Genomic DNA, 25,400 nt, shown 5'->3' with positions numbered 1-25,400 from the left:
ACCGCCATCATGTTTAAGCAAACAATAGCATCAAGAATGGTAAATAGTAGCGCGTTATATGCTCTTGCAATATAAATAATAAAGAGCGTGCCAAGCGAATGAGGCGAGATTATTAATTTATGTCTATAATGAAGATAACAACAAATCACAGATTTAATGGATTAAACAGCTAACTTACTAGGGATTTAATTAACTTGAACAATATCATTAATCATCAATTTATGCTTAATACGCCGCTTCATCAATTATTTGGCGAAATCGATAACATTGCTGTTCAAGGGTACGATCAACATCGGCAAGTCATCTACTGGAACCGAGGTAGTGAGCTACTTTATGGCTACTCAAGTGATGAAGCAATGGGTCAAAGGCTCGAAGACTTAATCATACCTGAAGCAATGAAAGCAGTTGTAATTAAAAGTGTCAGGCAGTGGTTAGAAGATGGTATAGAAATACCGACTTCAGAGTTAATTTTGCGTCATAAAAATGGTGAAGATGTTTGCGTTTTATCAAGCCATGTTTTATTTGCCAATAAAGACAATGAAAAGCAAATGTATTGTATTGATGTCAACCTAGCCGAGGTTAAACATGCACAAAAGCAATTAACGTTTCGAGAGCGGATGCTAGAAGCGACATTTGATGCCATCTCAGATCTGTTTTTCTTAATGAAAGAAGATGGCACTATTATCGATTATTATGCTGCAAACCAAGAAAAATTATATATACCACCTAAAGATTTTATTAATAAATCAATGTTTGATATTTTACCGACTCCTGTGGCGACTATTCTCAAAGCGGCTATGGCGAAAGTCATCACACATAAAGGTGTAGAGTGTATTGAATATGAATTGCCCATGCCAGCAGGTCAAGCACACTTTGAGGCGAGAATAAGTTATTTAGCAGAACATAACCAACTAGTCACAATTGTCAGAGATATAACAGATAAACATCAAACAGCTGAACGTATCCGCCACCATGCTTATTACGATTCACTTACACAATTGCCGAACCGCTTTTTAGCGCTTGATCGCTTAGCTCAACTGATAAATGAAGCACAACGAAATAAAGAAAAAACGGCCATACTTTTTCTTGATCTTGATGACTTTAAAAAAGTTAATGATACTTTGGGGCACGAAATAGGCGATAAATTGTTAATAGAGTGTGCACATAGATTAAATCAAGTAGTGCGTAAAGAAGATACTGTAGGCCGTTTAGGCGGTGATGAATTTATTGTTTTACTGCGCGGCCTAAGTGATGATCATAACGCCTTAATCATTACTGAACACCTACTTAACATTTTTAGAGATCCATTTAAAATTGACGGTAGAGAGCTAATAGTAACCTTAAGTATTGGCATCGCTATTTATCCTGACAATGGTAAAAGTTGCGCAGATTTATTAAGAAGTGCAGATAGTGCCATGTATCAAGCTAAGGCATTAGGCCGCAATACCTATTCATTTTTCACGGATGAAATGAATGCTAAAATGCTAAGGCGAATCGCGATAGAAGAGCAAATACATGGTGCCTTAGAGCGCAATGAGTTTGATGTTTTATACCAACCTTTATTTAGTGCTACCAACAACGAGATCATTGGCGCAGAAGCGTTATTGTATTGGCATAATACAGCGTTAGGAGAAATTACCTCAGATGAATTTATCGAGATTGCCGAACATACCGGTTTAATTGTGCCTATTGGCAAATATGTAGTTAAACAATCCCTGTCTTTTCTCAGTCAATGGCAAAATACAGACAACAAAAATTACACAATGTCGATAAATATTTCTGTTCGACAATTTAGAAATAGCGAACTGGTGAGCTATATTCAAAATACACTTCAGCAAGTCAATATTAGCGAAGAGCAACTTGCACTTGAGATCACCGAAAGAGTGTTGATGATAGATCAACCTTACATTAATGATGCGTTAACAGCCATTACCCAGCTTGGGATAAAATTGTCTATGGATGGTTTTGGTACCGGGTATTCGTCGTTAAATTACCTAAGACGTTTTGCTTTTTCTGTTTTAAAAATAGATCGTCGTTTTATACATGGCCTTAGCTCAAATGAGGCAGATAGTGAACTAGTGAAGACAATTATTGCTATTGCACACAGTTTAGATTTAATTGTTGTTGCAGAAGGTGTTGAAAACCAAGAGCAAGTTACGCTACTTAAAGCATTAAAGTGTAACTATTTACAGGGCTGTTTTTTTAGTAAGCCTTTACCGGCTACTCAGTTAATAGCGCTATCAGCTGATAAAAACATATTCATTTAAATGTTAGAGGCATTGTATTGTGGAGTACCTAATACAATAGCTAAATATTAAACAGCTTAGTTTGAAATAGTTGCAAATTTAGCTTGGCATAGCCGAGCTAAATCCTTTGGCGCTAGCTCTATTTCAAGGCCACGCCTGCCGCCACTGACATAGATTTCTTCAAATTTCTCAGCACTAGCGTCAATCACGGTTGTTAATTGTTTTTTCTGACCTAACGGACTAACCCCGCCTAAAATATAGCCAGTCGTTGTTTCTACTCGTTTTGCCTCAGCCATCTTGACTTTTTTAACCTGTAATACTTTGGCAATTGCTTTTAGATTTAATTTCACTTTTACGGGGATAATTGCTACTGCTAGTTTATCCGTGTCAGTACATACAACTAGCGTTTTAAACACCTGATCGGCATTGAGCGCCAATTTTTCCACGGCTTCTAGACCATAAGAGCTGGCACTGGGCTGATGCTGATATTGAAGCACTTGAAAACGCACATTGTTTTGTTCTAGTTGCTTGGTTGCAGGTGTCATCATAATTCACAGACTTTTATTAATAACTTTAATGGTTTATTTATCCTATTCAGGTAGAATTATCAACCTAATTCTCAGAACACTGCTGTCATCTTTATGCGCATTATTCACACCTCTGATTGGCATTTAGGTCAATACTTTTACGGCAAAAGCCGTTCAAATGAACATCAACAGTTTCTTAATTGGTTACTGACCCAAGTTGATGAGCATAACGTTGATGCCCTGATTGTCGCAGGTGACATTTTTGATACTGCCACACCGCCAAGTTACGCTCGGCAAATGTACTTTAATTTTATCCGAGAGTTGCAAGCATTCGATTGCCAATTAATTGTTTTAGCCGGTAATCATGACTCTGTCAGTATGTTAGCTGAGTCAAAAACTTTACTTAATGTGTTGTCGACCCAAGTTATCGCAAATGTCACCGATACAAGTGATGAACATAATTTGGCTGAGCAAGTTTTTATGCTTGAAAATAAACAAGGCCAAGCACAAGCAGTTATTTGTGCGGTGCCTTTTATTAGGCCGCGTGATGTGATTAAAAGTCAAGCAGGGCAGTCAGCAACCGATAAAGCTATAAGTTTACAACATGCTATCGTTGCCCATTATCAAGTGTTATTTGAGCAAGCACAACAATTAGTAAAAGCAAGTAACAGTAAACTACCGATTATTGCTACGGGTCACTTAACGGCTTTAGGCGTTACCACGTCTGATTCTGTTAGAGATATTTATATTGGTACCTTAGAAGCGATACCAAGCGATGTTTTTCCTGCCGCTGACTATATTGCTTTAGGACACATACATAGAGCGCAAAAAGTCGGAAAAACTGAGCATATACGATATTGCGGCTCTCCTATTGCACTAAGTTTTGATGAAGCCAAACAAAATAAACGGGTGTTAATGGTTGATTTCGAGCAAGATAAGCTAGAAGCTGTTACCGATTTACTGGTGCCATGTTTTCAACCTTTAGCTATGGTTAAAACCTCACTAGCACAATTAAATAACGATATAGAGCAGCTGCTTGCAGAGCATGACCTTCTTTTAAATAGTGAAGATTTCACAACCAACAATACAAAAATCTGGCTAGATATTGAATTATCTAATACCGGTTTATTAAGCGACCTACAACCTAAGATCACCGCATTAGTTAAAGATTATCCTGTTGAAGTGTTGTTGGTAAGGCGTGAAAAACAAGCGAGAAAACAATTGCGTCTACAAAATCAGCAAGATCAAAACACCTTAAATGAATTATCTTTAGCCGAGGTGTTCGACTCGCGTTTACATCAAGAAGCATGGTTCGATGAAGAACAAATATCGACTAAAACTGATGAGCAAACCATGGCAAAAACAAAGGCGCAACAGGTTGAACGTAAAGCACAATTACAAACACTGTTTAAACAAGTCGTTTCACAAGTACTCTCTCCTGAATCTGTCTCAGATAATGAAAACGCTGATCAAGAGCAAAATGCATGAAAATATTACGTTTACGCTTTGAAAACATTAACGCCTTAAAAAATGCTTGGCTGTTAGATTTCACCCAAGCTCCGTTTGACTCAAATGGGCTTTTTGCTATTACTGGGGCAACTGGGGCAGGTAAAACCAGCATCCTTGATGCTATTTGTTTAGCGCTATATCATGAAACACCTAGGTTAAAGGTGTCGGCAAGTCAAAACCAATTGATGACACGCTTCACGTCAAATTGTATGGCCGAAGTCGAATTTGAAGTGAAAGGCCAGGGCTACCGGGCTTTTTGGAGCCAAAAACGAGCAAGAAATAAAGTTGATGGTAATTTACTTGCACCTATAGCGCAGTTGTCCTGTTTAGATGGCACCATCATTGCTGAAAAATTAAAAGAGGTTAAAGAGAAAGTCGCTGAGATCACAGGCTTAGATTTTTCGCGTTTTAGAAAATCGATGATGCTATCACAAGGTGAGTTTGCCGCATTTTTAAATGCACCGGCTAACGATAGAGCGCAATTATTAGAGCAACTTACGGGCACTGAAATATACGGTGATATTTCAAAAAAAGTATTTGAAAATCATAAAGCCGCTGAAAAATCGTTACAATTACTGCAAGCAAAATCACAAGGGGTTGATCTACTTTCCGAACAAGAATTAAATGACTTACAAGCAGAAGAGACGGCATTTGAACAACACAGCCAGCACATGGTTAGCAAACAGTTAGCCTACAGCGCCTTAAAAAATGTGCAAATACTTAAACAAACGCAGCAAAGACAAAAACAACAAGTTGCCGAGTTAGCTTTGCAACGTCAGCAAGTTCAGGTCGAAGTTGATAGTAGCCAAGCAAAAACCAAGGCATGTGTTATTGCCCAAGAACAGCAATATGCGCAACATAAAGTAATCGAAACATCGCTAATTAATGAAATTTTACCGCTAGACAGTGATATTGCCAACCTTGCTACACAATTAGCACAAATAACTGAGCAAGAAAAAGCCCAACAACAAACGCTAAAAACTGCGCAATTAAAACAGCAAAGCGCGCAAGCTGAACAAACACAACTAAGCAAAGCCATTTCGGTAGAGCAAATTTATATAACCCAGCACCAAGTACTCGCTACCGTTAAAGAAAAACTGCCGTTATGGAACAATCAAGTCAATCAGCTTTTGCAAGCTAAAACCACGATAGCTAATAAGATGCAGCAGTTAGCTACAAGTCAGCATAACGGGCAGCAACTGGCAAAAGAGCAGCAAAAATATCAACAACAATTGTCAGAGCACCAGCTACAGCAAAACCACCTACAAACGCAAATAAACACGGTTAATGAAAAACAAGCACAATTAGTTGCACAAAACACTGCTTTGTTAGATTTAGTTGATTTAACGGCACAACCGCTCACGCACGAAGCGTTGAATGCTAAAATGAATAGCTATCAACAACAACAAAGCCAATATGTACAAGCTGTGCAATTGGCCAAGCGATATCAAACAATTGCTCAAGAACAAGTACAACTAAGTGAGCAAAATCAACAGTTGCTTCCCGCATTGACTACTATTGAAAAACAGCTTGCAGATTTACGTATTCAGTTTACTTCATATAAGCAACAAAAACTCGATGTAGAAACCTTGATAGCGCAGCAACAAACAATCATGTCGTTAAGCGAACACCGCGCTAAACTTCAACCAGAGCACCCTTGTCCATTGTGTGGCTCTGAAGAGCACCCAGCAATAACCGCATATCAAGGAGTTAATACTGATGAACAAAGTGCGCGATTGGCACAAATTAATGCCGAATTAGACAATTTAGAAGCACAGGGTAAAGCGCTTGCTCAACAACAAAGTCAATTAGGTGCAGAGCTTAACACTAACCAAGCTAGTGAACAGAAGATAATTACTGAGCAAGCACAGCTTAACGACAGTTATGCAAATTTAAGTTTAAACAGCCCTACCTTAACAACTGCCGCGCAACATTCCCTCGCAGAAACAGCACAAATAGAAAATTCGGCCAGCGAAATAAACAGCCAAGTAACCCAGTTAAATCAGTTTTATACCGCCTTTAATCAGTGTTATAACGAGTATGATTTATTAGAGCAACAAGCGGTTAAAATAAGCCATTTGGTAACTCAAACTCAGCATCAAGTGGCGATTATTCAAGAAAAGCTTAACCATAATGAACAAGAACTTATTGAGCAGACTAAAGCAGTACAGCAGGTAACAGAAGAGCAACAACATCTTGAAAAATCGCTAATAGCCGATGTTGACTCACTTCAACTTACGCCGTTATTAAACGCAGTAAATGAGCAAGCCCAGCCGCTTGCTAACTTAATCATTAACTCTGAAACTTGGTTGCAGTATTTACAACAACAAGTGGCGGAGTATGAGCAAAGAGAAATCAACCAACAAACGCTTACCACCCGTTTATTTAGCGTTGACCAGAGTGTGATGCTTAGCCAAGAACAAGTAAACAACAGTCAGCTACAATTATCACAACTTCAACAGCAAATATCATTATTAACAGGTCAATTAAATCACAAAAAAGAGTTACGCGTAACTTGTTTTGCGTCGTTGGGTTATACTGAGCCTGCACCGCAATCAACTGATTATATTAGAAAAAAAATAGATAAGGCTGTAATTGAAGGTAAAGCTCAGCTCAATGACCTGCAACAACAACAGCAAGGCGTTGAAGCGCAATTACAGCAACTTTCAGGGCAAGAAGTGAGCGTAAAACAACACATTATTGATAACGAACTTGCTATAACTGAAGCTGAACATACCCTTGAGCAAGCAATTGCAAAAAGTCGGCTATCTTATCAAGCTATGCTCGAACAATTAACCGAGCCTTCAATAGAAAATATTGACTGTGAACTTGAATTATTGACAGAGCAACTCAAACAACAACAGGTGAAATTAGGTAAAATACAACAAGCAATAGCGCACGATCAGCAAAGTAAAAACCAACAACAACGTTTGCTAGCACAAATAGAAAAAGCGCAATGTCAGCTTGATGAATTATCTGAATTAAATTATCTAATTGGTTCAGCAGATGGTGCCAAGTTTAGAAAGTTTGCCCAAGGCCTTACGTTAAATCACCTTGTATATTTAGCCAATGAACAACTAAATAAACTTGATGGCCGCTACCAACTGCAATGTCAGCAAAGTGAAACCTTAACTTTGGAAGTGCTTGATACATGGCAAGGAGATAGTGTTCGAGATACTAAAACACTCTCAGGCGGTGAAAGCTTTTTAGTCAGCCTAGCCTTAGCTTTGGCACTTTCAGATTTAGTCAGTAATAAAACCAGTATAGACTCGCTGTTTTTAGACGAAGGCTTTGGCACGCTTGACAACGACACCCTAGAAATTGCCCTTGATGCCTTAGATAATTTAAATGCCACGGGCAAAATGATTGGGATTATTAGCCATGTTGAAGCGCTAAAAGAGCGAATTGCGGTGCAAGTAAAAGTAGAAAAACAAAGTGGGCTAGGGGTTAGTTGTCTTGATAAGCAATTTGCTTTTAATACGGCTTAATTTTACCTGTACTATTATCAATGAATTATTAATAGACATGCATCGCTCACCACTCAAGGATTTTTAGTGTTTTCACTTTTAGACCCAAACTGGATTTATTTCACCTTGCTTGCTGCAACCATGCAAGCAATTAGAACAGCGGGACAAAAACAGCTTTCAGGTAAACTGAACTCAATGGCAACCACTGCGGTGCGTTATGCATATGCACTCCCTTTTGCATGGGGTTATTTATGGTGGATGCTGGAATTTCGTGATGCAGCTGTGCCAACGCTCAATACTGATTTTTTAATTTATGCGCTTATTGCATGTGTTACACAAATTATTGGTACAGCCTGTTTAGTAGCGGCATTTCGTTACAAAAATTTTGCTGTGGCCACTAGTTTGGCAAAAACTGAAGCAATTCAGGTGGCTATAGTTGGCGCATTGCTTTTTGCCGCGCCCTTAAGTTTTATGGGTTGGTTCAGTGTTATTGTTGGGGTTGTTGGTGTGTTTTTAGTATCAAAAGTAAGATTTAATCCTAGAACTATGTTTGCTGGCTCTGATGCCACAGCAGGCTTATTATTTGGCTTGGCGGCTGGTTTGGGCCTAGCTGTTACCACCTTACTCATTAGAGAATCTAGCTTAGCTTTGCATACGGATTTATTGGTAAGCGCTGCGGTGACGCTTGTATTTATGATCACGGTGCAAACCCTTATGTCTATAAGTTACGTGTATTTTCAAGACAAACATCAACTGGTATTAATGGTTAAACATTGGCGCTTGTGTTTATTTATTGGTGTCACAAGTGTGCTTGGCTCTATTGGTTGGTTTACCGGGGCTAGCCTGCAAACCGCAGCTTATGTAAAAGCGCTCGGACAGGTTGAGTTTTTTATCACGTTAGCGCTGACATATCGCTTATTCAAAGAGAAAATTACCACCATAGAATACCTAGGGATGTTTTTAATTATATTAAGTGTTGTTATTTTGCTTTTATGGGCATAAAAACGCATTATTTAATGCTAAACTTCTCGCCATTATCTAATTCAAAATTGAATGAAAACAAAACCAAACTAAAAGTTGAAGAGAACCCATGAAAATTACTGATAAAACTGTTGCCCAATTTCACTACGTATTAAAAGATGAAGCAGGCGTTGAAATTGAGTCATCCCATGGTGGTGATCCACTGGCTTATTTACACGGCGCAAATAATACCCTTGCTGGCTTAGAAAAAGCATTAACAGACAAAGAAGCGGGTGATAAGTTTAGTGTGACTCTACAACCTGAAGAGGCATACGGTGAACGCCAAGAAGATCTAGTAGAACGTGTACCAGCAAAACATTTACAAGGCTTGCCAAGTAAAAATGCTAAGTGGAAAGCCGGTATGATCGCTGTGGTTAACACCGAACAAGGCCAACGTCAGGTTACTGTAGTAAAAACAGGCAAATTTATGATCACGGTTGATATTAACCCACCATTAGCAGGTAAAGTGATCACCTTTGATATTGAAGTCGTTGATGTACGTGCCGCAACAGACGAAGAAGTAGAGCACGGGCATGCTCACGGTGTTGGTGGTCATCATCACTAGGGTACTGTCTTGCTCGTTTTAAATATATCACCTATTAACCAATTTTATACTCATCAATCAGTTAATAGGTTGGTATTAAGTTGCTGATAAAGTGACGTAATTATTGTATTGTAGATTTTTATCAATTTATGAAAGAAGGACTAGCTTCGTGTTTAAACATGAAGTTTATCCTGCTAATAAAGCTATTAATTTTTCTTCTATAGTGCAGTAATGTTGTTTTGTGTTTACTAAATATATCTTAATGGGTATACTTCATATATCTATTGTTTAGTTAATTTTCTCAGAGGTGCTTTATGAAACAATTTAAAAAGATCTTAAATGAGGAACTTTGGGACTAGTGGTCTCGAGTCAAAGTATTATGAAAAGAAGAGCCTAGCTCTTCTTTTCTCGTTAATAGGGAAGTTAATGATAAGTTTACAGGGAATACATACAAAGTACCCGACAGTTATTGTTGGCCTTATTGCTTTAGTTATATATTCAATTTTAACTTACGCGGGAATTCTTGAACAAATATATACAAAACACCCAACCGCTATTGTAGGGGCGGTTGCGTTGATTGTAGCTTCTATAGGTATACTTAAACAAAGACAAACATCTAAAGAGAAAAACTCTTTAGATTTTGAGGCTAGTTATAAGAATAATGCAGATATTAGAGAAGCTTGGTATACCCTTCGAATAGCTCTAGAGCAGCCTGATGGTTATTTACTCAAAGTAGCCAAAGATAAGAATAATAAATATCGAAAACCAATAATATTAATTTTAAATGAGTGGGAAAGAGCAGCAAATGCGATATACCATGAACTTTACGATGAAGAGTTTCTCTATAGAGCCTATGGCTCTATAGTGATTAAACTATTTATAGATACTCTGCCATTCATAGCTCACTTCCAACTTAACAATCCAAGAGTTTTTATAAGCTTTACAAAGCTAGCTGTTCGTTGGCAATTAAAAAGATCCGATGAAAATGATTTTAGAGTTTTAAATAACTTAACAGTAAGTTTAAGAGACTTACATTCAGCATCCATCAATTTAAATTTATCATTACAAGAATCATCAAGTAAAAATAAACCTCATTATCTATTGTCTAGGCGGCATTCGGACTTAAAGGCTAGAAAGTTAGAATTCAAGAAATTATTTCGTAAGGTTAAATAAAAAACTAATAAAAATTATAAAAATTATCAGGCCACCCATGATAATTTTATTTATTTCTTACACTGTATAAAAATCAGTTTTGTTCAGAATGATACCAATTGCATAAAAAAGGATTTAACCAACCCTTCACTCATCCACCAGTTGAAAGCTTTAGCATTAAGTTATTGATGAAACAAAGTAATTATTGTATTGTAGATTTTTATCAATTTATGAAAGAAGGATACACTTCATGTTTAAACATGAAGTGTATCCTGCTAATAAAGCTGTTAGGTGCTGTGCGTTAACTCTACACATTGGAGGTGTTATGCAGCAAGGTAAATTAATCTGGCATGTAGCTTGTGATGAGTCAGGTGTTGGTGGACAAAAATATTATGGTTTTGGCTCGCTTTGGATGAAATACCAAAGAAGAGGTGATTTTGTAAATAAAATACGAGAACTCCGCCAGAAACACAGATACCACAATGAAATAAAGTGGCAAAAAGCACATAAAAAAGATTGTGCGGAATTTTACAAAGAGCTAATTGAGTTGTTTTTTAAACATCAATGGCTCGCTTTTCACTGTATTGTTATACGTAAAGGTATGGTGAATAAAGAATTTCATGATGGTGATTATGATTTAGCTATGAGAAAGCACTTCACTAAATTAATGACCACTAAAATGTTTGCTATAAAAAAAGCACACATTAATCGAACATGTGAGTTTCGTGTTGAAGTAGATCCAATAGCTTCAAGGTATAAAAAAGCTGATGAATCATTTCATATAATCGCTAATCGTATTTTGAAAAGAGCTTATAAAGGTGACGCACCAATCAAATCAGTAGTTGAAAAAGATTCAAAAGAGTCTGAAAACATCCAAATTTCTGACTTTTTACTTGGCGCAGTAATGAGTGCATTCCAAGGAAGTGCTTCTTCTCCCGCCAAATTAAAAGTAGCAGAAAGGATCGCTAATCATTTAGGCTGGGAGTCATTAGGTTTTGATACTAAGCCCTTTGAGCGTAAGTTTAATATCTGGTACTTCCATGATCCAACAAAAGGACCTAGAGAAGTTGAAACTAGAGATGTTACTTTAAAATATAAGTTACCAAATCGCACCTAATAAATAAAGGATAGGTTGCGCTTGCCGCAACTTAATCCTGTTGTTGAACAAGCCCGTTGTTGATGTGTACTCTTTATAAGTAAATAAATAAAATTGCGGAGGGTTGTCTCTTTGCGGGACTTTCTAGCGGTTGTTTTCAAGCCGAGTCTGCCTACTATCACTCAGTTTAGTTGAGCAATATCGTCACGTAACTCTTTTTTGTCAGCTATATTTCGCTTATAAATAAAATCCTCACTCAGTGAATGTTTTGGGCGCAACAATTCCATTTGCTTAGGCACGTCCTTGTTCTAAATCGGGTAACCAATAATCACGCGCTGCGCTCGTCGCATCAGGTATAGGGTCATGTACGCTTTACATTGAGGGCAGCAAACTCCTTGTTTGGGGGCTGGAGCTATGGGCGGCAATATCACATGAAGCATTAGCTGTAACCGCTTTAATGTACGTTTAGCATTCCCGTGTAAAAACCCATAATTGCGCGCTCGTCGAAACCCTTTAGGCAGTACATGTTGCAGTACGCGCCATAAAAAGGCGGTAGCGTGCTCAGTGATGGTTTTATACTGCTTGGTTTGACTGTCTTGGTATTGAAACGTTACTTGGTCATGGTGTATTGATAAGATATTGTTTTCATTAATCACTCCACGATAAAGATAGCGCGCAAGGTAGGTTAATGCACTGTCACCTTTGCCCACATGATGACAGTCAGCCACCCATGAGGTTGGGGTGTTAGGCGGTAGATAATACCCCGAATCGCACAGCAGTGCGATAAATTTACCACGAAACACCTTGGCAAGGTTATCGGCGTTAAACAGGTACTTACCTGTTTTTGGTTGCCACTGTTTTTTTGTTTTATCAAGCCCACCTGCAGGAATAACCAGATGAATATGTGGGTAATTAAATAAGCCACCCATGATGGGTAATTAAATAAGCCACCCATGATTACTCCTAGCAAAAACTAACCGTTAATCGGCAATTCTTTTATTAAAAATATTGACGCAATGATGAGGTAAATGGCTTAGTGAGCTGCTTTTATGTCCCGTAACCACGCTTTTTCTGACGTTTAGGTAAACTCAAGGTGAGTATTTGCCGTCACGTCAGGGAAACGTTATCTTTTTGTTTTGTTGTTTGTTTTTTATCGCTAACTGGAATTAAGCACTGTTCAAACAGGCTTGAGCATTTGCTATGCCATGGGTGCGCTTTAAACCAACATGTTCGCTAAATTCACTTAAGTGCGCTGCGGTTCCTACAGCGCCAGTGAAAATAGATTCAAATTGTGTGGTGAGTTTTAACCAACTGTCATCACTAATATGTAGCCTTGTGAGTATATTGCCTGCATTAGGGTTAATAGCACCACGTTTATCACTGCGTATTACTTTTCCTGTTTCATCTACTAGGGTTAAATAGTCTTTTAAACTAAAGGTGATACCCTGAGTTTTTTCTTGGTGTTCGTTACCGGTAAAAGGGCGTAATTGTTTAGGTTGTTTACCATTAATGGCAGTTTTGATACGCAATTGAATACTGGTGAAACTTGATTGCTCGGGTGTAGGCGCAATAGCATCCCGTACGGGGTTTAAATCAACATAAGCCATACAAGATAATAAGGCGCCTTCATCAAGCAGGGCCTGAGATTTAAAACGGCCTTCCCAAAAGCGCCCTGTACATTTATCTTCTTTATTGGCTTGCCTGGCAATAGGCTCATTTAAGCTACGCATAAACCAACTGATATCAATTAAACGTTGCTTGTATATTTGGGCGGTTGCTTCAACCATCGCTAGCTGATATTTATCAAGGGGTTGGTTGTTTTGGTATTGCCGTGTGAGGTGAGTGCCTTTAAATAAACGATGCCAGCGCTCTAGCACATCCATGACTGACCAACGTTTTATTTGCTCACTATCCACATGCAGTACCAAATGCAGGTGATTATGCATAATAGCATGGGCACAAATATCAATAGCAAAGACTTGTGTGAGTTGAAATAGGCGTTTTTCAATCCAACTACGTCGGTGTTCAAAGCTGATGCCGGTTGTTGTATCTACACCGCATAAGAAGGCTTTGCGCACGGTGCGGCTGCAAATATGGTAATACGGGGTTTCGAGTAAACTAATTTGTTGTGAGCGGGGTTTAGGCATCATAGCGTCCATACTTGATTAAAGTACATAAAGTGTAGTTTATGTTAGGAAAGTTGCAAAAGTTATTATGGTTGGCCTGATAAAAAAAGCCGCCTGATTAAATACTTAATATCAACATATCTGTATATTGCACGTGGGAAATTTACATAAATGATCCGCTCGAAAGAGAAACTTAGAAAACGACAACTAGATGTTTTACCTTTAAACAGTAACGTCTGTTCTTTCAACACGGTATCATTAACGTTTAAAACTTAGCAAAACTCAAGCAGGCAGTTTTATGTGGTTAAACAAAGAAAAAGTAACCGATTTTGCATTAAGCACATATCGGGCATCATTATTAAATTCGTGTCCTAATCATGTTGTTATCGATGGTTTATTTGATGAAACCAAGCTCGATGCTGTAATGCAGCTTTTACGTAACTCATCTTTGTGGAAAACTCAAAGACATACATACTCAGCTTTGTATGTTGACAATACCCAGTGGGATAAAACCACAACTGACCAACGCTTTGTGCAGCGAGATGTATGGCAGCGTCAAACGCCTATTGCTGATGCTATCAATATGACTATAGCTGATCAGTTTTTGGCATTTTTACGTGAAGATGAATTTATGGATTTGTTGTCACGAATCTTTAATGTTGCATTAACAGATTTGAATGTAACTGATCCTGAGATTAACACTAATTACTTTCGCTTAAGTGCGGCCGATTTTGTTGAACAGCACGCTGATGATTCACCCGGTAGAGAAGTGTGTATGCTGATATATTTAAATAAAGAATGGCAACCAGATGCTGGGGGAGAACTTGTTTTTATTGGTCAGGATGATAAACCTGTTTGCGTGCCTCCTTTATATAACCGCTGTGTTTTGTTTGATCCCTCATCAAAAGGCTCTGAACACTGGGTGAAGCAATTAAGCTCGAAATACACAGGTGAATTTCGTTATAATATTACCAGTTGGTATTGGTCAAAATAATGTTGTTTTGAGTCTATCTATTTTCAATCCGGTCTTTAGGTCTTTAGGTCTTTAAGTAAGCAAGCTAATTTTTCGATTTTAATATTTGATAATTGTCGATAATCAAAATACGGGCATACGATTAAATTCTTCGACTTATCAATAGCAAATTCATTATCTAACCAGACCAAGTTAGCCACTAGTTGACCACTATCTAACATGTGCTTAGCATATGTTTTGCCACAAATAATATGCAGAGTTTTGTTATTTTCATCGATTTTCGGTGTAGAAAATAATAAAGCAGTATGAGAGTTATGCTGGAGTAAAATGCGATCACGGTAGCTTTGCCATGAGCTTGCAAACGTCGAATAGTTAAAGTGCTTTTGATCTAGCGCATAAAGCAATTTTGCATAGACATTAAACACCTTTCGCCAACCATTACCGCACGCTGAATTAATGGCTTCTATCTCACTTGAAACTAGCGATGATACCCCCGCTAGCTGTTGATATTCTGGCATATTTGGTATGTTTTGAATATACACAGCAATAGTGAAATCTGTACAACCTAAGCCTATGTTTTTCAATGAATATTCTCTACTTATTAAGCTATGTTGTCGGCATTGTAAATGTTAGTAGGTAGATGTAAACCCTTTTTGTAAACAAATATTAATGGCTGTTAAGGTTAATAGCATTATATTCAATTTTGACCTAAGCTTAAATTATCCCTCTTTATTTAGTGATCTGGGAGTAATTATGAAACGTAACCTGATAATTTTGAGTCTGTTAACTTTACCGTTTTTATTCTCATGTCAGAGCTCTAATAATTTGAGTATTATCGATGATGAGGTTGCTCAAGACTTACTGTATTTAGATACTCAATTTTCTTATCCTCCGTCATTTCAAATAGAATCTGAGCAAGAAATATTTATGCTCGATGATGAAATGATTACTATGGTTGAAAAAAGCTTAACGAGTGCACTAACCACTAAACAAAAAGCCATGAAGCTGTTAAGGCATATTTTTGCGAAAGAGAAAATAGCTTTGAGTTACTCAAATAATGCCAATCTTACTGCAAGAGAGGCATACCACAGTCAAAAAGCCAATTGTATGTCACTCACCATTATGGCCTATGCGTTAGCTAAAAGAGCCAATTTAAATGTAGAGTTTCAACAAGTGGATGTGCCCGAATATTGGGTACGAAATAGAGAGTATAATTTGCTTACTGGCCACGTTAATTTGATAATTAAACCTGGCGCTCCAGAAGAGACTAAAATTGTTTATGGTAATGACAATATTATAATCGACTTTGATCCCTTTGTAGTTAAACAATCTTTTCCTAAAAGAATAATAGAAAAAAATACCGTATTAGCCATGTTTTATAATAACAAAGGAGGGCAAGCCATTGTTGATCATAACTATGATGTTGCCTATCAATATTTAAAAGCGGCCACTCAAGCAGACAGCAGTTTTAGCCCCGCGTGGGGGAATCTAGCGGTATTATACCGATTAACTAATAACACCTCACTTGCTGAAAAGTCTTATCGTTATGCCATACAACTTAATGCTAATAATTTAACGGCGTTAACAAATCTAGCGATTTTATTACGTAGTCAAGATCAAAAGAAAGAAGCAGATGAAATTAATAGTTATTTACTAGCAAAAAGAAGAAAAAACCCTTATTACCACGCAGTGTTAGCTGATGAAGCCTATTTCAATCATGATTATCGACAAGCGTTGCAACATTATAAAAGAGCAATCAGATTAAATAATAAAATACATGAACTGTATTTTGGTATGGCAAAAGTATACTACCAAATGAGCCGATTATCTGACGCCCGAGTGGCTATGAGAAAGGCTTTATCGTTAAACAGGAGTAGAACAACCGAGCATCAATATATTGCAAAGTTGAATTTTTTAAAGGCAGAAATGACTAATTAATAGTTACCTAGCCGCAAGCGCACTTATTGCTGTAAACCTGATGCTAATTGGTTGCACTGTCACACCGCCAGAAAATAAGCAGAGTAGGGCTGTTGAAACAGTTTTTGCGCCCTACCAAGTAGAGCAGCTTCACCAACACTTAGCAAGTTTATCAGCAGACAATATGGCTGGTAGACGCTTTGCTTCACCCGAGAGCATTAAAGCACAAGAGTATTTAATAGCATCTCTAGCCCAAAGTGACGTAAAACCATGGCAGCAACAATTTATTCATCCATTCACCCATAGCACTTTTTTCACAAAAAAATTAGGCAAGAATATAATTGGCTATGTTCAAGGTACAAGCTTTCCTGATCGATATATCCTTTTAAGTGCGCATTACGATCATCTTGGCAAAAAAGGCACTAACATTTATAACGGTGCTGATGATAATGCCTCAGGTACAGCAGCATTACTTGTTTTTGCAGAAAAAATAGCTAAAGCACCGTTAAAGCATAGCGTTATTTTTTTATTTACTGATGCAGAAGAGGTTAATTTACTCGGTGCTAAAGCTTTTATTAATGAGCAACAGCAGTTACTGCCACAAATAAAGCTCAATATAAATATTGATATGATCGCCGGCAGTAAAAAAACCAAGCGCTTGTATTATATTGATAATCGTTTAGGGCAGGTTTTATCACCCAACAAAATCCAACAACTTTACCGACTTCCACATAGCCAAAATATAAAGCTCAAACGTGGATTTAAGAATAAAAATATCAGCACCAACAACCGTATTAGTTGGACCAGAGCAAGTGATCACGGAGCTTTTAATCGAGCGAAAATCCCATTTATTTACTTTGGCGTAGGTACACACAAAAACTACCATACAACACATGATGATTTTGCTAATGTAAATTTAGGGTTTTACCTGCAAGCTTGCCAGTCAATATTTGCTCACTTGCGCTTTTTTGATGATCATATCGGCATAAACACCAACAAAACTTGACTAATTAGACAAATATTTTAAAAAACTTTATTATTCACGTTATAATAAGCCATAAGTTAAATTTAAGGTTCATATTAATGGAAAAGAAATACATTACAGCGCAAGAGTTGCTTGAAGATTCATTTAGATTAGCAGCAAAAGTATATCAAGATGGCTTTAGACCACAATTTATTGTTGGAATATGGCGTGGTGGCGCACCCATTGGTATCGCCGTGCAAGAGTTTTTTGATTTTAAAAAAGTTGAAACTGACCACATTGCTGTACGCACTTCATCTTACTATGGCATTAACCAGCAAAGTAAAGAGATAAAAGTTCACGGCTTACATTACATCATTGAAAATGCTAATGCTGATTGAGCCGTTTAGTTCTAGTTTTAGCAGCCTTGTTACTTTCTGGCTCTGTTTATGGAAAAGCAACACAATCACCATTGATTTTACTCTCTATTGATGGTTTTGCTTATGATTATTTACACAAATTTAAACCTAAAAATTTAAGTGCATTTGTTAAATCTGGGGTAGCGGCTAAATTATTACCTGTTTATCCGAGTAAAACCTTCCCTAACCATTTATCGATCATCACTGGGGTTTATCCGAATAAACACGGTATTATTCACAATAAATTTTATCATCCTGACTTAGCTGAATTCTATTCAATGGGGGCGGGTAAAAAAAATAGTGCTTGGTTAACCGCTAAGCCCTTTTGGTCATATGTTGAAGAAAACAACCTAAGATCAGCCGTTTATTTTTGGCCTGAGTCAGAAGCAAAAAGTCAAAGCCACCAGCCAACCTTTAATATTCCTTACAATAATATTGATTCAGCCGAATTAAAATTTAACCAAATAATCAAATGGTTAAAACTTCCTCAGGCACAGGCGCCAAAATTTGTTGTCAGCTACTTTTCTACAATTGATGAAATAGGGCACGAGTATGGTATTAACTCGCCTGAACTAGCACAGGCTATCGCTAAGTTTGACCAGCTTTTTGGCTTTTTTATCAAACGATTACAACAAGAAGTTGCAGAACAAGTAAACATTATTCTTGTGTCAGATCACGGCATGATGCAAATAGAAAAAAATATCGCAGTATCAACTATTTTTAATGATGACATTGCAGCGTTTATTGACGACAAAGCCATTACTGTGGCACAAAGTTCCACGCAATTACTTGTCTATTTTGATGATAAAAAACTGACTAAATCGCAACAAATAAAAATAATACAATCAGTTAAAGCTAAACAACAGCAAAATGCTAGCCTCTTTACGGTGTATCAAAAAAATAACTATCCAAGCCATTGGCAATTTAATAATAAGTTAACCATCACCCCCAACTTTATCGTAGAGGCCGCACCTAGTGTTATTTTCAGTGAAAACAGGGCTGATAGTAACCGAGCAACACACGGCTACGATGCCAAAAACCAAGCGCAATTGTCAGCAATTTTTCTAGCTTCTGGCCCTGATATAATTCCTGGTAGGGTAGTTGAGCCTATAGAAAATATTCATATTGTACCACTAATGGCAAAATTACTTGGGCTTAAGCCGTTAGCTAATATTGATGGTAAAATTGAAAAATTAGCACCAGTAGTTAAAACACCGTAATTACAACTGCTGAACAGTAATAAAAACGTTATTATTAAATTAGCTAGCAACACTTAGCATTCATAGTATAATCTAATGAGCCTTGCTTTTTACTTACAATTAATAATAATACAGCCAATAAATGAAAAATTCTTATATAGCCCGACAAGCAATCCTCAATGGCAAATCCGAAACCATTGGGTATGAATTACTTTTTAGAGATAGCGTTGATAATAAATTTCCTGATATGGAAATGGACATCGCTAGTTCAAAGCTGATTATTCAAAATCATATTCATGGTGATATTGAGACAATCAGTATGGGTAAGTTGGCGTTCATTAATTTTACCGAGAACTGCCTGATTCATAAATTTCCATTGATGTTTGATAAAAAATCAATTGTTATTGAGTTAGTGGGGCAGGAGAAACCCACCAAAAAGTTACTTAAAATCATAAAGTTTTACCATGAACAAGGTTATAAAATAGCATTAACTGAGTATGATTTAGCCCCACACTGGGATTTGTTATTTCCTTATATTGATATTGTTAAAGTTAATATTGAAAAAATTAATACCAAGCGCTTGATACCCGCAGTTAACAGAATGCGACCTTTTAATGTTGCAATTGCGGCAGAGCGCGTTGAAACACGTAATCAGCAACAAACATTAGCTGAAGTCGGTTTTGATTATTTTCAAGGCTACTTTTACCATGAGCCAGAAATTATTGAAGGCCAAACGCTTGCTCCGATAAAAACGCAAATGCTTAACTTGTTAAGTGAAACATTTAATTATCCATTAAACTACGAAACCATTGCTGAAATAATTAGTCACGACGTTAACTTAACCGTTGGCTTGTTAAAAATGGTAAACAATGTAGCCACCGGAGCAAGAGTTGAAATAAATTCGTTAAAACAAGCCGCTGCTTATTTAGGTGAAGACAAATTGAGACAGTTTGTGTCAATTTTAGCGCTATCCAATCTAACTTCTGAAACAACCGACGAAGTATGTAAACAAGCCTTGATCACTGGTAAAATGATGCAGGCTTTAAGTCAAAACCCCGCATTTAAATCAGTTAATGATTTTGCTTTTATCACTGGCTTGCTAAGTTCAATAGAAGTGATGTTATCAATGCCAATGTCTGAAATTGTTAAAACCATGCCATTAGCTGAGCCAATTGAAACAGCCTTAGTTAAACATGCTGGTTTACTAGGTGAGTTACTTGATATAACAACAAGCTATATTGTTGGTAGAGAAAAGCTCACCTCAGACACAGAGTTAATTCACAGTTTGGATCAATATTCACTCGATCAAAACCTGGTTCAAGAAGAGTTTCTAAAAGCAAGCAAATGGTGTAGCACGTTAAATCTAAGCAGATCATAGTAAGCGCCATAATGAAGCTAGACAATCAAAGGGTAACAACCATTAAGTCCGATACCTTTTAGTACTGGACTTAGTGTGGATAGCTAAATATAATGATGAAAAGTCATACTTAAACTTCTTTTAATCTCGCTTATGTCTAAAACCACGCCGTTACCTTTGTTTCCAACTTACGCTGAACTCTGTGAATTTGATTTTAGCGATTATCCTAAGTTAAACGACTTCTTGTTAGCTGACAGTCAGTGGCGCTTAACCCATTGGCAATGGGGAAAAGCATTTCTTGAATATACGGGCAGAAATAAATCAGCACACACATATGACAGGTTTAGAAATGAAATTGAAAAATTTTTATTATGGTCATTTCTTGAAAAGAAAAAAAACATAGATGAACTACGTAAAACAGATATTTTAGACTACGCTGATTTTTGTTGGAAACCACCTGTGTCTTGGATTGGCACTAGTAATCAAGAGCGATTTAAACACAAAAATAGCTACTTCAATGTTAACGAGTTATGGAAACCATTTAAACTGCAAGCTACTAAAAGCCAGGAATTAAAAGACGTCGATAAAAAGAAATATCGACCGTCTCAGCAAACCTTAACGTCAACCTTTACTGCAATAATCGTGTTTTATAACTATTTAATGGGTGAAGAGCTTTGTTATGGTAATCCAGCACAAATAGCTAAAAAAGATTGTAAGCATTTTATTAGCGACACCCAAGTTAAAGAAGTTAAGCGATTGTCTGGTGCACAATGGCAATACCTACTTGATACAGCCGTTGATATGGCCAACCATGATCCACTGTACGAAAGAAACTTATTTGTAATAGCCTCACTAAAAACCCTATTTTTAAGAATATCTGAGCTGTCAGAGCGCGATAATTGGTCACCCATTATGGGGCATTTTTGGCAAGATGAAGATGAAAATTGGTGGCTTAAAGTGTTTGGCAAAGGCCGAAAGTTACGTGACACCACAGTACCACCAGATTTTATACCATTTTTAAAACGTTACCGATCATCTAGAGATATTTCTGGTTTACCTTCTAGTGGTGAAAACAACGTACTTGTTGAAAAAATTCGCGGTCAAGGTGGCATGTCATCTCGACATTTAAGACGTTTAGTACAAGACATCTTTGATCACGCTTTTGCACGAATGAAAAAATCTCAAGGTGAAAACAAAGCCATGAAACTTAAAGAAGCGACCACACATTGGCTTCGCCATACGGGTGCAAGTATGGAAATTGAACGTGGCCGCGCATTAAAAGATTTGTCTGAAGACTTGGGTCATGCCAGCATGGCAACTACAGATACAGTGTATGTACAATCTGAAAACAAGTTACGTGCTGAAAGTGGTAAAAAAAGAAAAGTCGATTAACTGCATTTAAATTCAGTAAAACTAACCGATACGCCAATAAAAATAAGCTTTTCGCTTATTATTTATTAAAATATAGGTGATTCTCTGTTAAATCTAGGTACTTTGTGCGGGATAACTTACTAGAATTTACTCAGCGAAGCATTTTATTGTGGGTTAGATCACAATTTCATCTAGTTATTTCCATGGGCATTTCCCACATACATATAAGGTAACAATTAAGTCCAGTACTAAACAGTATCGGACTTAGTGACCTGTGTCCAATCTATATCTTTAATATCTGTGGTCATAGATTGCATTTAATTGGAATGAACTACTCTTAGATGGTATGTCATTACTTAAAACCTTAAATCGTTTTCACAAGGTATACCATCATTATCTCCATCCATTTTTGTATTAGGACAATGTTTAGTAAAAAACTCTGCTTCTGCACGAGATGTCATCTGGCTGCAATGCTGGCGTCCATCACAGGTAAACTGCTGTGTTGGTATTGGCGTTGGTGTAAATTGTGTTTGATTACTTTGGCCTAAATCAAGATGCTGAAACGTGAATGCTGCGATTGCGACAATTACAGCAGCATAAATAAATTTATTGCCTGAGCGAGGTTTATAATTTTTGGAAACTTCAAAGGATGAATTCGCTTTTACGCCTTCAATACGGGCATTGGTCGCTCTAGATTTTCCTTTGTGCTGCTCAACATCAAAATGAATGAAATCGCCTTGTTTAGGCTTTCGGCTCATATGTTTGAGCGCAGATATATGGATAAAGGTGTCGCTACTTAATTCTGATGATTTTATAAAACCAAAACCTTTGGCATTATCCCACTTAGTTAACAGACCTCGGTACATCACAATCCTTGTTTCATATTTAATGATTAAAGAATAACAAAACACGACAACAAAATCTAAGATTTACATGGAAAGGTACTGTAAGAATCGTCTTTATTAATTTAAAACAAATATCGATTAATACTTTGTAGACCAACGCTGTATAATTTCAGCTAATTTACCCTCATTTTTCAAAGTGGTAATTGCCTGATTGATTTTAGCTAAATCTTCAACAGCACAAGTTTTTTTGCTGAGCATAATATATATGTCGCTTTGGTAAATAGGCAGTGTATGAATCTCAAATTGATCTTTAAATTGGTATTTTTTTATAAACGACTGCATGGTAAAGGGATCAGCCAAAAATCCATTAATGTGCCCTTTTAATAGCATTTTAACGTTTTGCTCTATATCTAGTACGCTACTTATTTGTGCCATAAACTCTGGTGAGTGTTTGAGTTTTTCATAATTCTCACCATAGTAATAACCATTTTCTACACCAATAAGGTAATCACTTGAGATCAGATCCGCTAATTTATTCAGTTTTATGTCGTTTTTAGTGCCCTTCTTAACAAATAAGTTAACTTTTTCTTTACGGTAGGCAAGAGAGAAATGCGCAGTTTTTGCACGTTCTTCGGTATGTGAAGCGCCAAACGCGATATCAACCATACCATTTTGGATATACATTAAATGGCGTTGCCAAGGTAGCTCTACATAAGAGATTGTCATGTCGGCTTTTTTAGCGATCAAGTTAAAAATTTCGACATCAACACCGGTAAGTTTACTTTCATTATTGTGAAATTGATATGGATACCACAGCTCCCAGCCTACAACAAACTCTTTGCTTTGTGCGGGTAATATAAAACATAATATTAAACTAAATAGCTTAACTAACTGTTTAATAGCTTTGGGTACCATATCAGTAGTTCTCTATATTGTTATCTCTATTTAACCTATTGTAGCGACGGTATTTTTAGCACTAATGCAGGGTCAATTTTTACGTCAAACCAGTTTATACGCCAATCTAAATGTGGTCCAGTGACTCTGCCACTATTACCAACAGCGGCAATCACCTCGCCTTGATTAACAATATCACCTTTTTTAACATAAGACTTACTTAAATGTAGCATGGTTGAACTGATGCCATGGCCATGATCTATAATTAAAGTTCCACCTGAATAGAACATATCAGGCACCCATAATAATATCTTACCTGATGCAGGAGCTTTAACCGGATCGCCTATTTTCCCTGCATAATCTAAACCAAAATGTGGCCTTTTAGGTACACCATTATAAATGCGCTGGCTGCCGTAAACACCAGTAATAGTGCCATTTATGGGGGGAATAAATCCCTTGGCAAAACTGGTTATCTCACTTGAAATTTTACGTGCCGCGCGGATCTGTTTACTGTCTTTTTTTGATCTTGCTACAGCTTTAGGGTTAGGCTGCATTATGCTTTTTTTTATGCCTTCAATACGTTGCAGCTTATATTCACGCTTTTTAGGTGTAATGGTTTTGCTAGTATGCGAGCCGTCTGGCTCAGTAATCACCAGTTGATATTGTGTGTTGTCATCTCGCGAGAAACCAAAAACATAGTTGCCCTGCTTTGTAACAGGCAACCGTGTATCGTTTAGCATCACTTTATTTTCAGCACTTGTTTTACCAACAATTAAACCACCCTGCTGTATTTCACCGAGTAATTCAATTGTTGGCTTTGCCTGAACCACAGTTGCAGATAAACTTGAACATAAAACCGATAAACAAATAATGCTATTACTGAGTAATGAACCTTTAAACACTTACAATAGCTCCTTTGGCAACACCTTCATAACCAATCACTTTAATGGTATTAGTAGGTAAATTTTTCTTAAGTTGACGGGCAACAAAATCCGCTAATAGTTCAACGGTAGAGTCACAATCTACTACATCTAATACCTGTTTCTCTACGGCTATGTCAAATCGACCTTGTGGCGCACAATAACTAAAATATTGGTGATCGGGTGTTAAATTCAACATCGCCTGTTTGGAGAGTTGAATTTCAGATTGCGCCACCCTATCACCTTCACTAGCAATATAAATGTCTTGCCAGCGCTGGCACCAGTCATGCTCTAATTGGGTATTTTTAACACCATCAACAAATACTTGTATTTTAGAGCGGTGACCATGGGCAATGCGTTGACAGTTACCATCATGAAGTTTTAAGCCATGAGTATAATGATAAAAATCACCGGCAATAGCCTCAGGGCGTAAAGTTAGGGTTAAGCCTTGCACGTTATTTGGCAGTTCAGCCATAATAATTTCGTTTAAATACTGAGTAACGGAATCAATGGTTATTTCTAAGCAATCAATGCTAGCAAAGGCACATTTTGGTGATTGCAGGTAATAACTGGCACGTTCACTGACAAAATCTAATGTTTGGTGGTTTTTATGATAGCTTGAGTCGTTAACCGTTAACGCTTTTTCTTTTAATGGTAACAACAGCTTATGGTCTACCGCCTCATCAATAATGGCTTTAATTTGTTTTTTAACAATAGCAAAATCAAGCACCATAGACTGCTCGTTAAGTGAGCCATCAAGTAATACATCAACAATCCAACTTTCCCCAACTATGCCACGTACTTTGCAAAGGTAAGAAAAATCAATAACGGTTAGGTTGTCTACAAATAATTGCATT

The 25,400-nt window shown here is 37.2% G+C and carries 20 protein-coding genes and 2 pseudogenes; 14 read left to right on the top strand and 8 right to left on the bottom strand.

Translation table 11 applies throughout. The features are described 5' to 3' along the window. Positions 1 to 221: 221 nt before the first annotated feature. Entirely contained in the window at positions 222 to 2,267 is a 2,046-nt protein-coding gene (locus ABXG98_RS15790) for a sensor domain-containing protein (RefSeq protein ID WP_353539711.1), read from the top strand. Between the two features lie 56 nt (positions 2,268 to 2,323). Here the strand turns inward: ABXG98_RS15790 and ybaK are convergent, their stop codons facing one another. Then, positions 2,324 to 2,791, bottom strand: a complete 468-nt coding sequence (gene ybaK / locus ABXG98_RS15785) for a Cys-tRNA(Pro) deacylase (protein WP_353539710.1) — start codon at positions 2,789 to 2,791, stop codon at positions 2,324 to 2,326. A gap of 96 nt (positions 2,792 to 2,887) precedes the next feature. On the opposite strand from ybaK, the gene sbcD reads away from it, so the two are divergent. From sbcD to ABXG98_RS15755, 6 genes are all read left to right on the top strand, one after another. Beyond that, positions 2,888 to 4,261, top strand: a complete 1,374-nt coding sequence (gene sbcD / locus ABXG98_RS15780; RefSeq protein WP_353539651.1) for an exonuclease subunit SbcD — start codon at positions 2,888 to 2,890, stop codon at positions 4,259 to 4,261. Beyond that, on the top strand, positions 4,258 to 7,770 hold the full coding sequence (locus ABXG98_RS15775) for an AAA family ATPase (RefSeq protein ID WP_353539650.1): 3,513 nt from the start codon (positions 4,258 to 4,260) through the stop codon (positions 7,768 to 7,770). Before sbcD ends, ABXG98_RS15775 begins: the two co-directional genes overlap by 4 nt. Positions 7,771 to 7,836: 66 nt before the next feature. Further along, entirely contained in the window at positions 7,837 to 8,751 is a 915-nt protein-coding gene (locus ABXG98_RS15770; protein WP_353539649.1) for a DMT family transporter, read from the top strand. A gap of 88 nt (positions 8,752 to 8,839) precedes the next feature. Beyond that, complete coding sequence (locus tag ABXG98_RS15765; protein ID WP_353539648.1) at positions 8,840 to 9,334, top strand: FKBP-type peptidyl-prolyl cis-trans isomerase; 495 nt, start codon at positions 8,840 to 8,842, stop codon at positions 9,332 to 9,334. A 405-nt stretch (positions 9,335 to 9,739) separates the two neighbouring features. Beyond that, positions 9,740 to 10,486 (top strand): DUF4760 domain-containing protein, encoded by a 747-nt coding sequence (locus tag ABXG98_RS15760; protein WP_353539647.1) that lies wholly within the window; start codon positions 9,740 to 9,742, stop codon positions 10,484 to 10,486. Positions 10,487 to 10,715: 229 nt separating this feature from the next. After that, a complete protein-coding gene (locus ABXG98_RS15755; RefSeq protein WP_353539646.1) occupies positions 10,716 to 11,582 on the top strand; it encodes a DUF3800 domain-containing protein in 867 nt (288 codons plus the stop codon). A gap of 287 nt (positions 11,583 to 11,869) precedes the next feature. Here ABXG98_RS15755 and ABXG98_RS15750 read toward each other — a convergent pair. Beyond that, a pseudogene (locus tag ABXG98_RS15750) lies at positions 11,870 to 12,472 on the bottom strand (IS91 family transposase); the annotation flags it as partial. A 255-nt stretch (positions 12,473 to 12,727) separates the two neighbouring features. Next, positions 12,728 to 13,708 (bottom strand): transposase, encoded by a 981-nt coding sequence (locus ABXG98_RS15745; RefSeq protein WP_353539709.1) that lies wholly within the window; start codon positions 13,706 to 13,708, stop codon positions 12,728 to 12,730. A gap of 277 nt (positions 13,709 to 13,985) precedes the next feature. On the opposite strand from ABXG98_RS15745, the gene ABXG98_RS15740 reads away from it, so the two are divergent. After that, complete coding sequence (locus tag ABXG98_RS15740; RefSeq protein ID WP_353539644.1) at positions 13,986 to 14,681, top strand: 2OG-Fe(II) oxygenase; 696 nt, start codon at positions 13,986 to 13,988, stop codon at positions 14,679 to 14,681. Positions 14,682 to 14,716: 35 nt separating this feature from the next. Here the strand turns inward: ABXG98_RS15740 and ABXG98_RS15735 are convergent, their stop codons facing one another. Then, complete coding sequence (locus ABXG98_RS15735) at positions 14,717 to 15,244, bottom strand: DUF6942 family protein (RefSeq protein ID WP_353539643.1); 528 nt, start codon at positions 15,242 to 15,244, stop codon at positions 14,717 to 14,719. Positions 15,245 to 15,413: 169 nt separating this feature from the next. Here ABXG98_RS15735 and ABXG98_RS15730 point away from each other — a divergent pair, with 169 nt between their 5' ends. The 6 genes and pseudogenes from ABXG98_RS15730 to ABXG98_RS15705 all read left to right on the top strand — a co-directional run bounded on the left by ABXG98_RS15730 (position 15,414) and on the right by ABXG98_RS15705 (position 21,905). After that, positions 15,414 to 16,598: a tetratricopeptide repeat protein gene (locus ABXG98_RS15730; protein WP_353539642.1), complete on the top strand. Its 1,185-nt coding sequence runs from the start codon at positions 15,414 to 15,416 to the stop codon at positions 16,596 to 16,598. 40 nt (positions 16,599 to 16,638) lie between these two features. Then, positions 16,639 to 17,583: a M20/M25/M40 family metallo-hydrolase gene (locus tag ABXG98_RS15725; RefSeq protein WP_353539641.1), complete on the top strand. Its 945-nt coding sequence runs from the start codon at positions 16,639 to 16,641 to the stop codon at positions 17,581 to 17,583. A gap of 77 nt (positions 17,584 to 17,660) precedes the next feature. Further along, positions 17,661 to 17,936 (top strand): annotated as a pseudogene (locus ABXG98_RS15720) (phosphoribosyltransferase); the annotation flags it as partial. After that, positions 17,936 to 19,177, top strand: coding sequence for an alkaline phosphatase family protein (locus tag ABXG98_RS15715; RefSeq protein ID WP_353539640.1), 1,242 nt, complete (start codon positions 17,936 to 17,938; stop codon positions 19,175 to 19,177). The pseudogene ABXG98_RS15720 and the gene ABXG98_RS15715, both read left to right, overlap by 1 nt. A 121-nt stretch (positions 19,178 to 19,298) precedes the next feature. Next, positions 19,299 to 20,534, top strand: a complete 1,236-nt coding sequence (locus ABXG98_RS15710; protein ID WP_353539639.1) for an EAL and HDOD domain-containing protein — start codon at positions 19,299 to 19,301, stop codon at positions 20,532 to 20,534. A gap of 132 nt (positions 20,535 to 20,666) precedes the next feature. Beyond that, a complete protein-coding gene (locus ABXG98_RS15705; protein WP_353539638.1) occupies positions 20,667 to 21,905 on the top strand; it encodes a tyrosine-type recombinase/integrase in 1,239 nt (412 codons plus the stop codon). 335 nt (positions 21,906 to 22,240) lie between these two features. Here the strand turns inward: ABXG98_RS15705 and ABXG98_RS15700 are convergent, their stop codons facing one another. The 4 genes from ABXG98_RS15700 to ABXG98_RS15685 all read right to left on the bottom strand — a co-directional run bounded on the left by ABXG98_RS15700 (position 22,241) and on the right by ABXG98_RS15685 (position 25,399). Further along, entirely contained in the window at positions 22,241 to 22,750 is a 510-nt protein-coding gene (locus ABXG98_RS15700; protein ID WP_353539637.1) for a cold shock domain-containing protein, read from the bottom strand. Positions 22,751 to 22,867: 117 nt separating this feature from the next. Continuing rightward, positions 22,868 to 23,644: a substrate-binding periplasmic protein gene (locus ABXG98_RS15695; RefSeq protein ID WP_353539636.1), complete on the bottom strand. Its 777-nt coding sequence runs from the start codon at positions 23,642 to 23,644 to the stop codon at positions 22,868 to 22,870. A 35-nt stretch (positions 23,645 to 23,679) separates the two neighbouring features. Further along, the gene (locus ABXG98_RS15690; RefSeq protein ID WP_353539635.1) at positions 23,680 to 24,525 is read right to left on the bottom strand and encodes a M23 family metallopeptidase; all 846 of its coding nucleotides are present in this window, start codon (positions 24,523 to 24,525) and stop codon (positions 23,680 to 23,682) included. Continuing rightward, entirely contained in the window at positions 24,518 to 25,399 is an 882-nt protein-coding gene (locus ABXG98_RS15685; protein WP_353539634.1) for a 6-carboxytetrahydropterin synthase, read from the bottom strand. The genes ABXG98_RS15690 and ABXG98_RS15685 overlap by 8 nt, the downstream gene beginning before the upstream one ends. Between the last annotated feature and the right edge of the window lies 1 nt (position 25,400).

This window comes from Colwellia sp. KU-HH00111, from assembly GCF_040362745.1.
Lineage (GTDB): Bacteria > Pseudomonadota > Gammaproteobacteria > Enterobacterales > Alteromonadaceae > Colwellia.
Note: the sequence above shows the minus strand (reverse complement) of the source record. Positions and strands in the feature narration are given on the sequence as shown.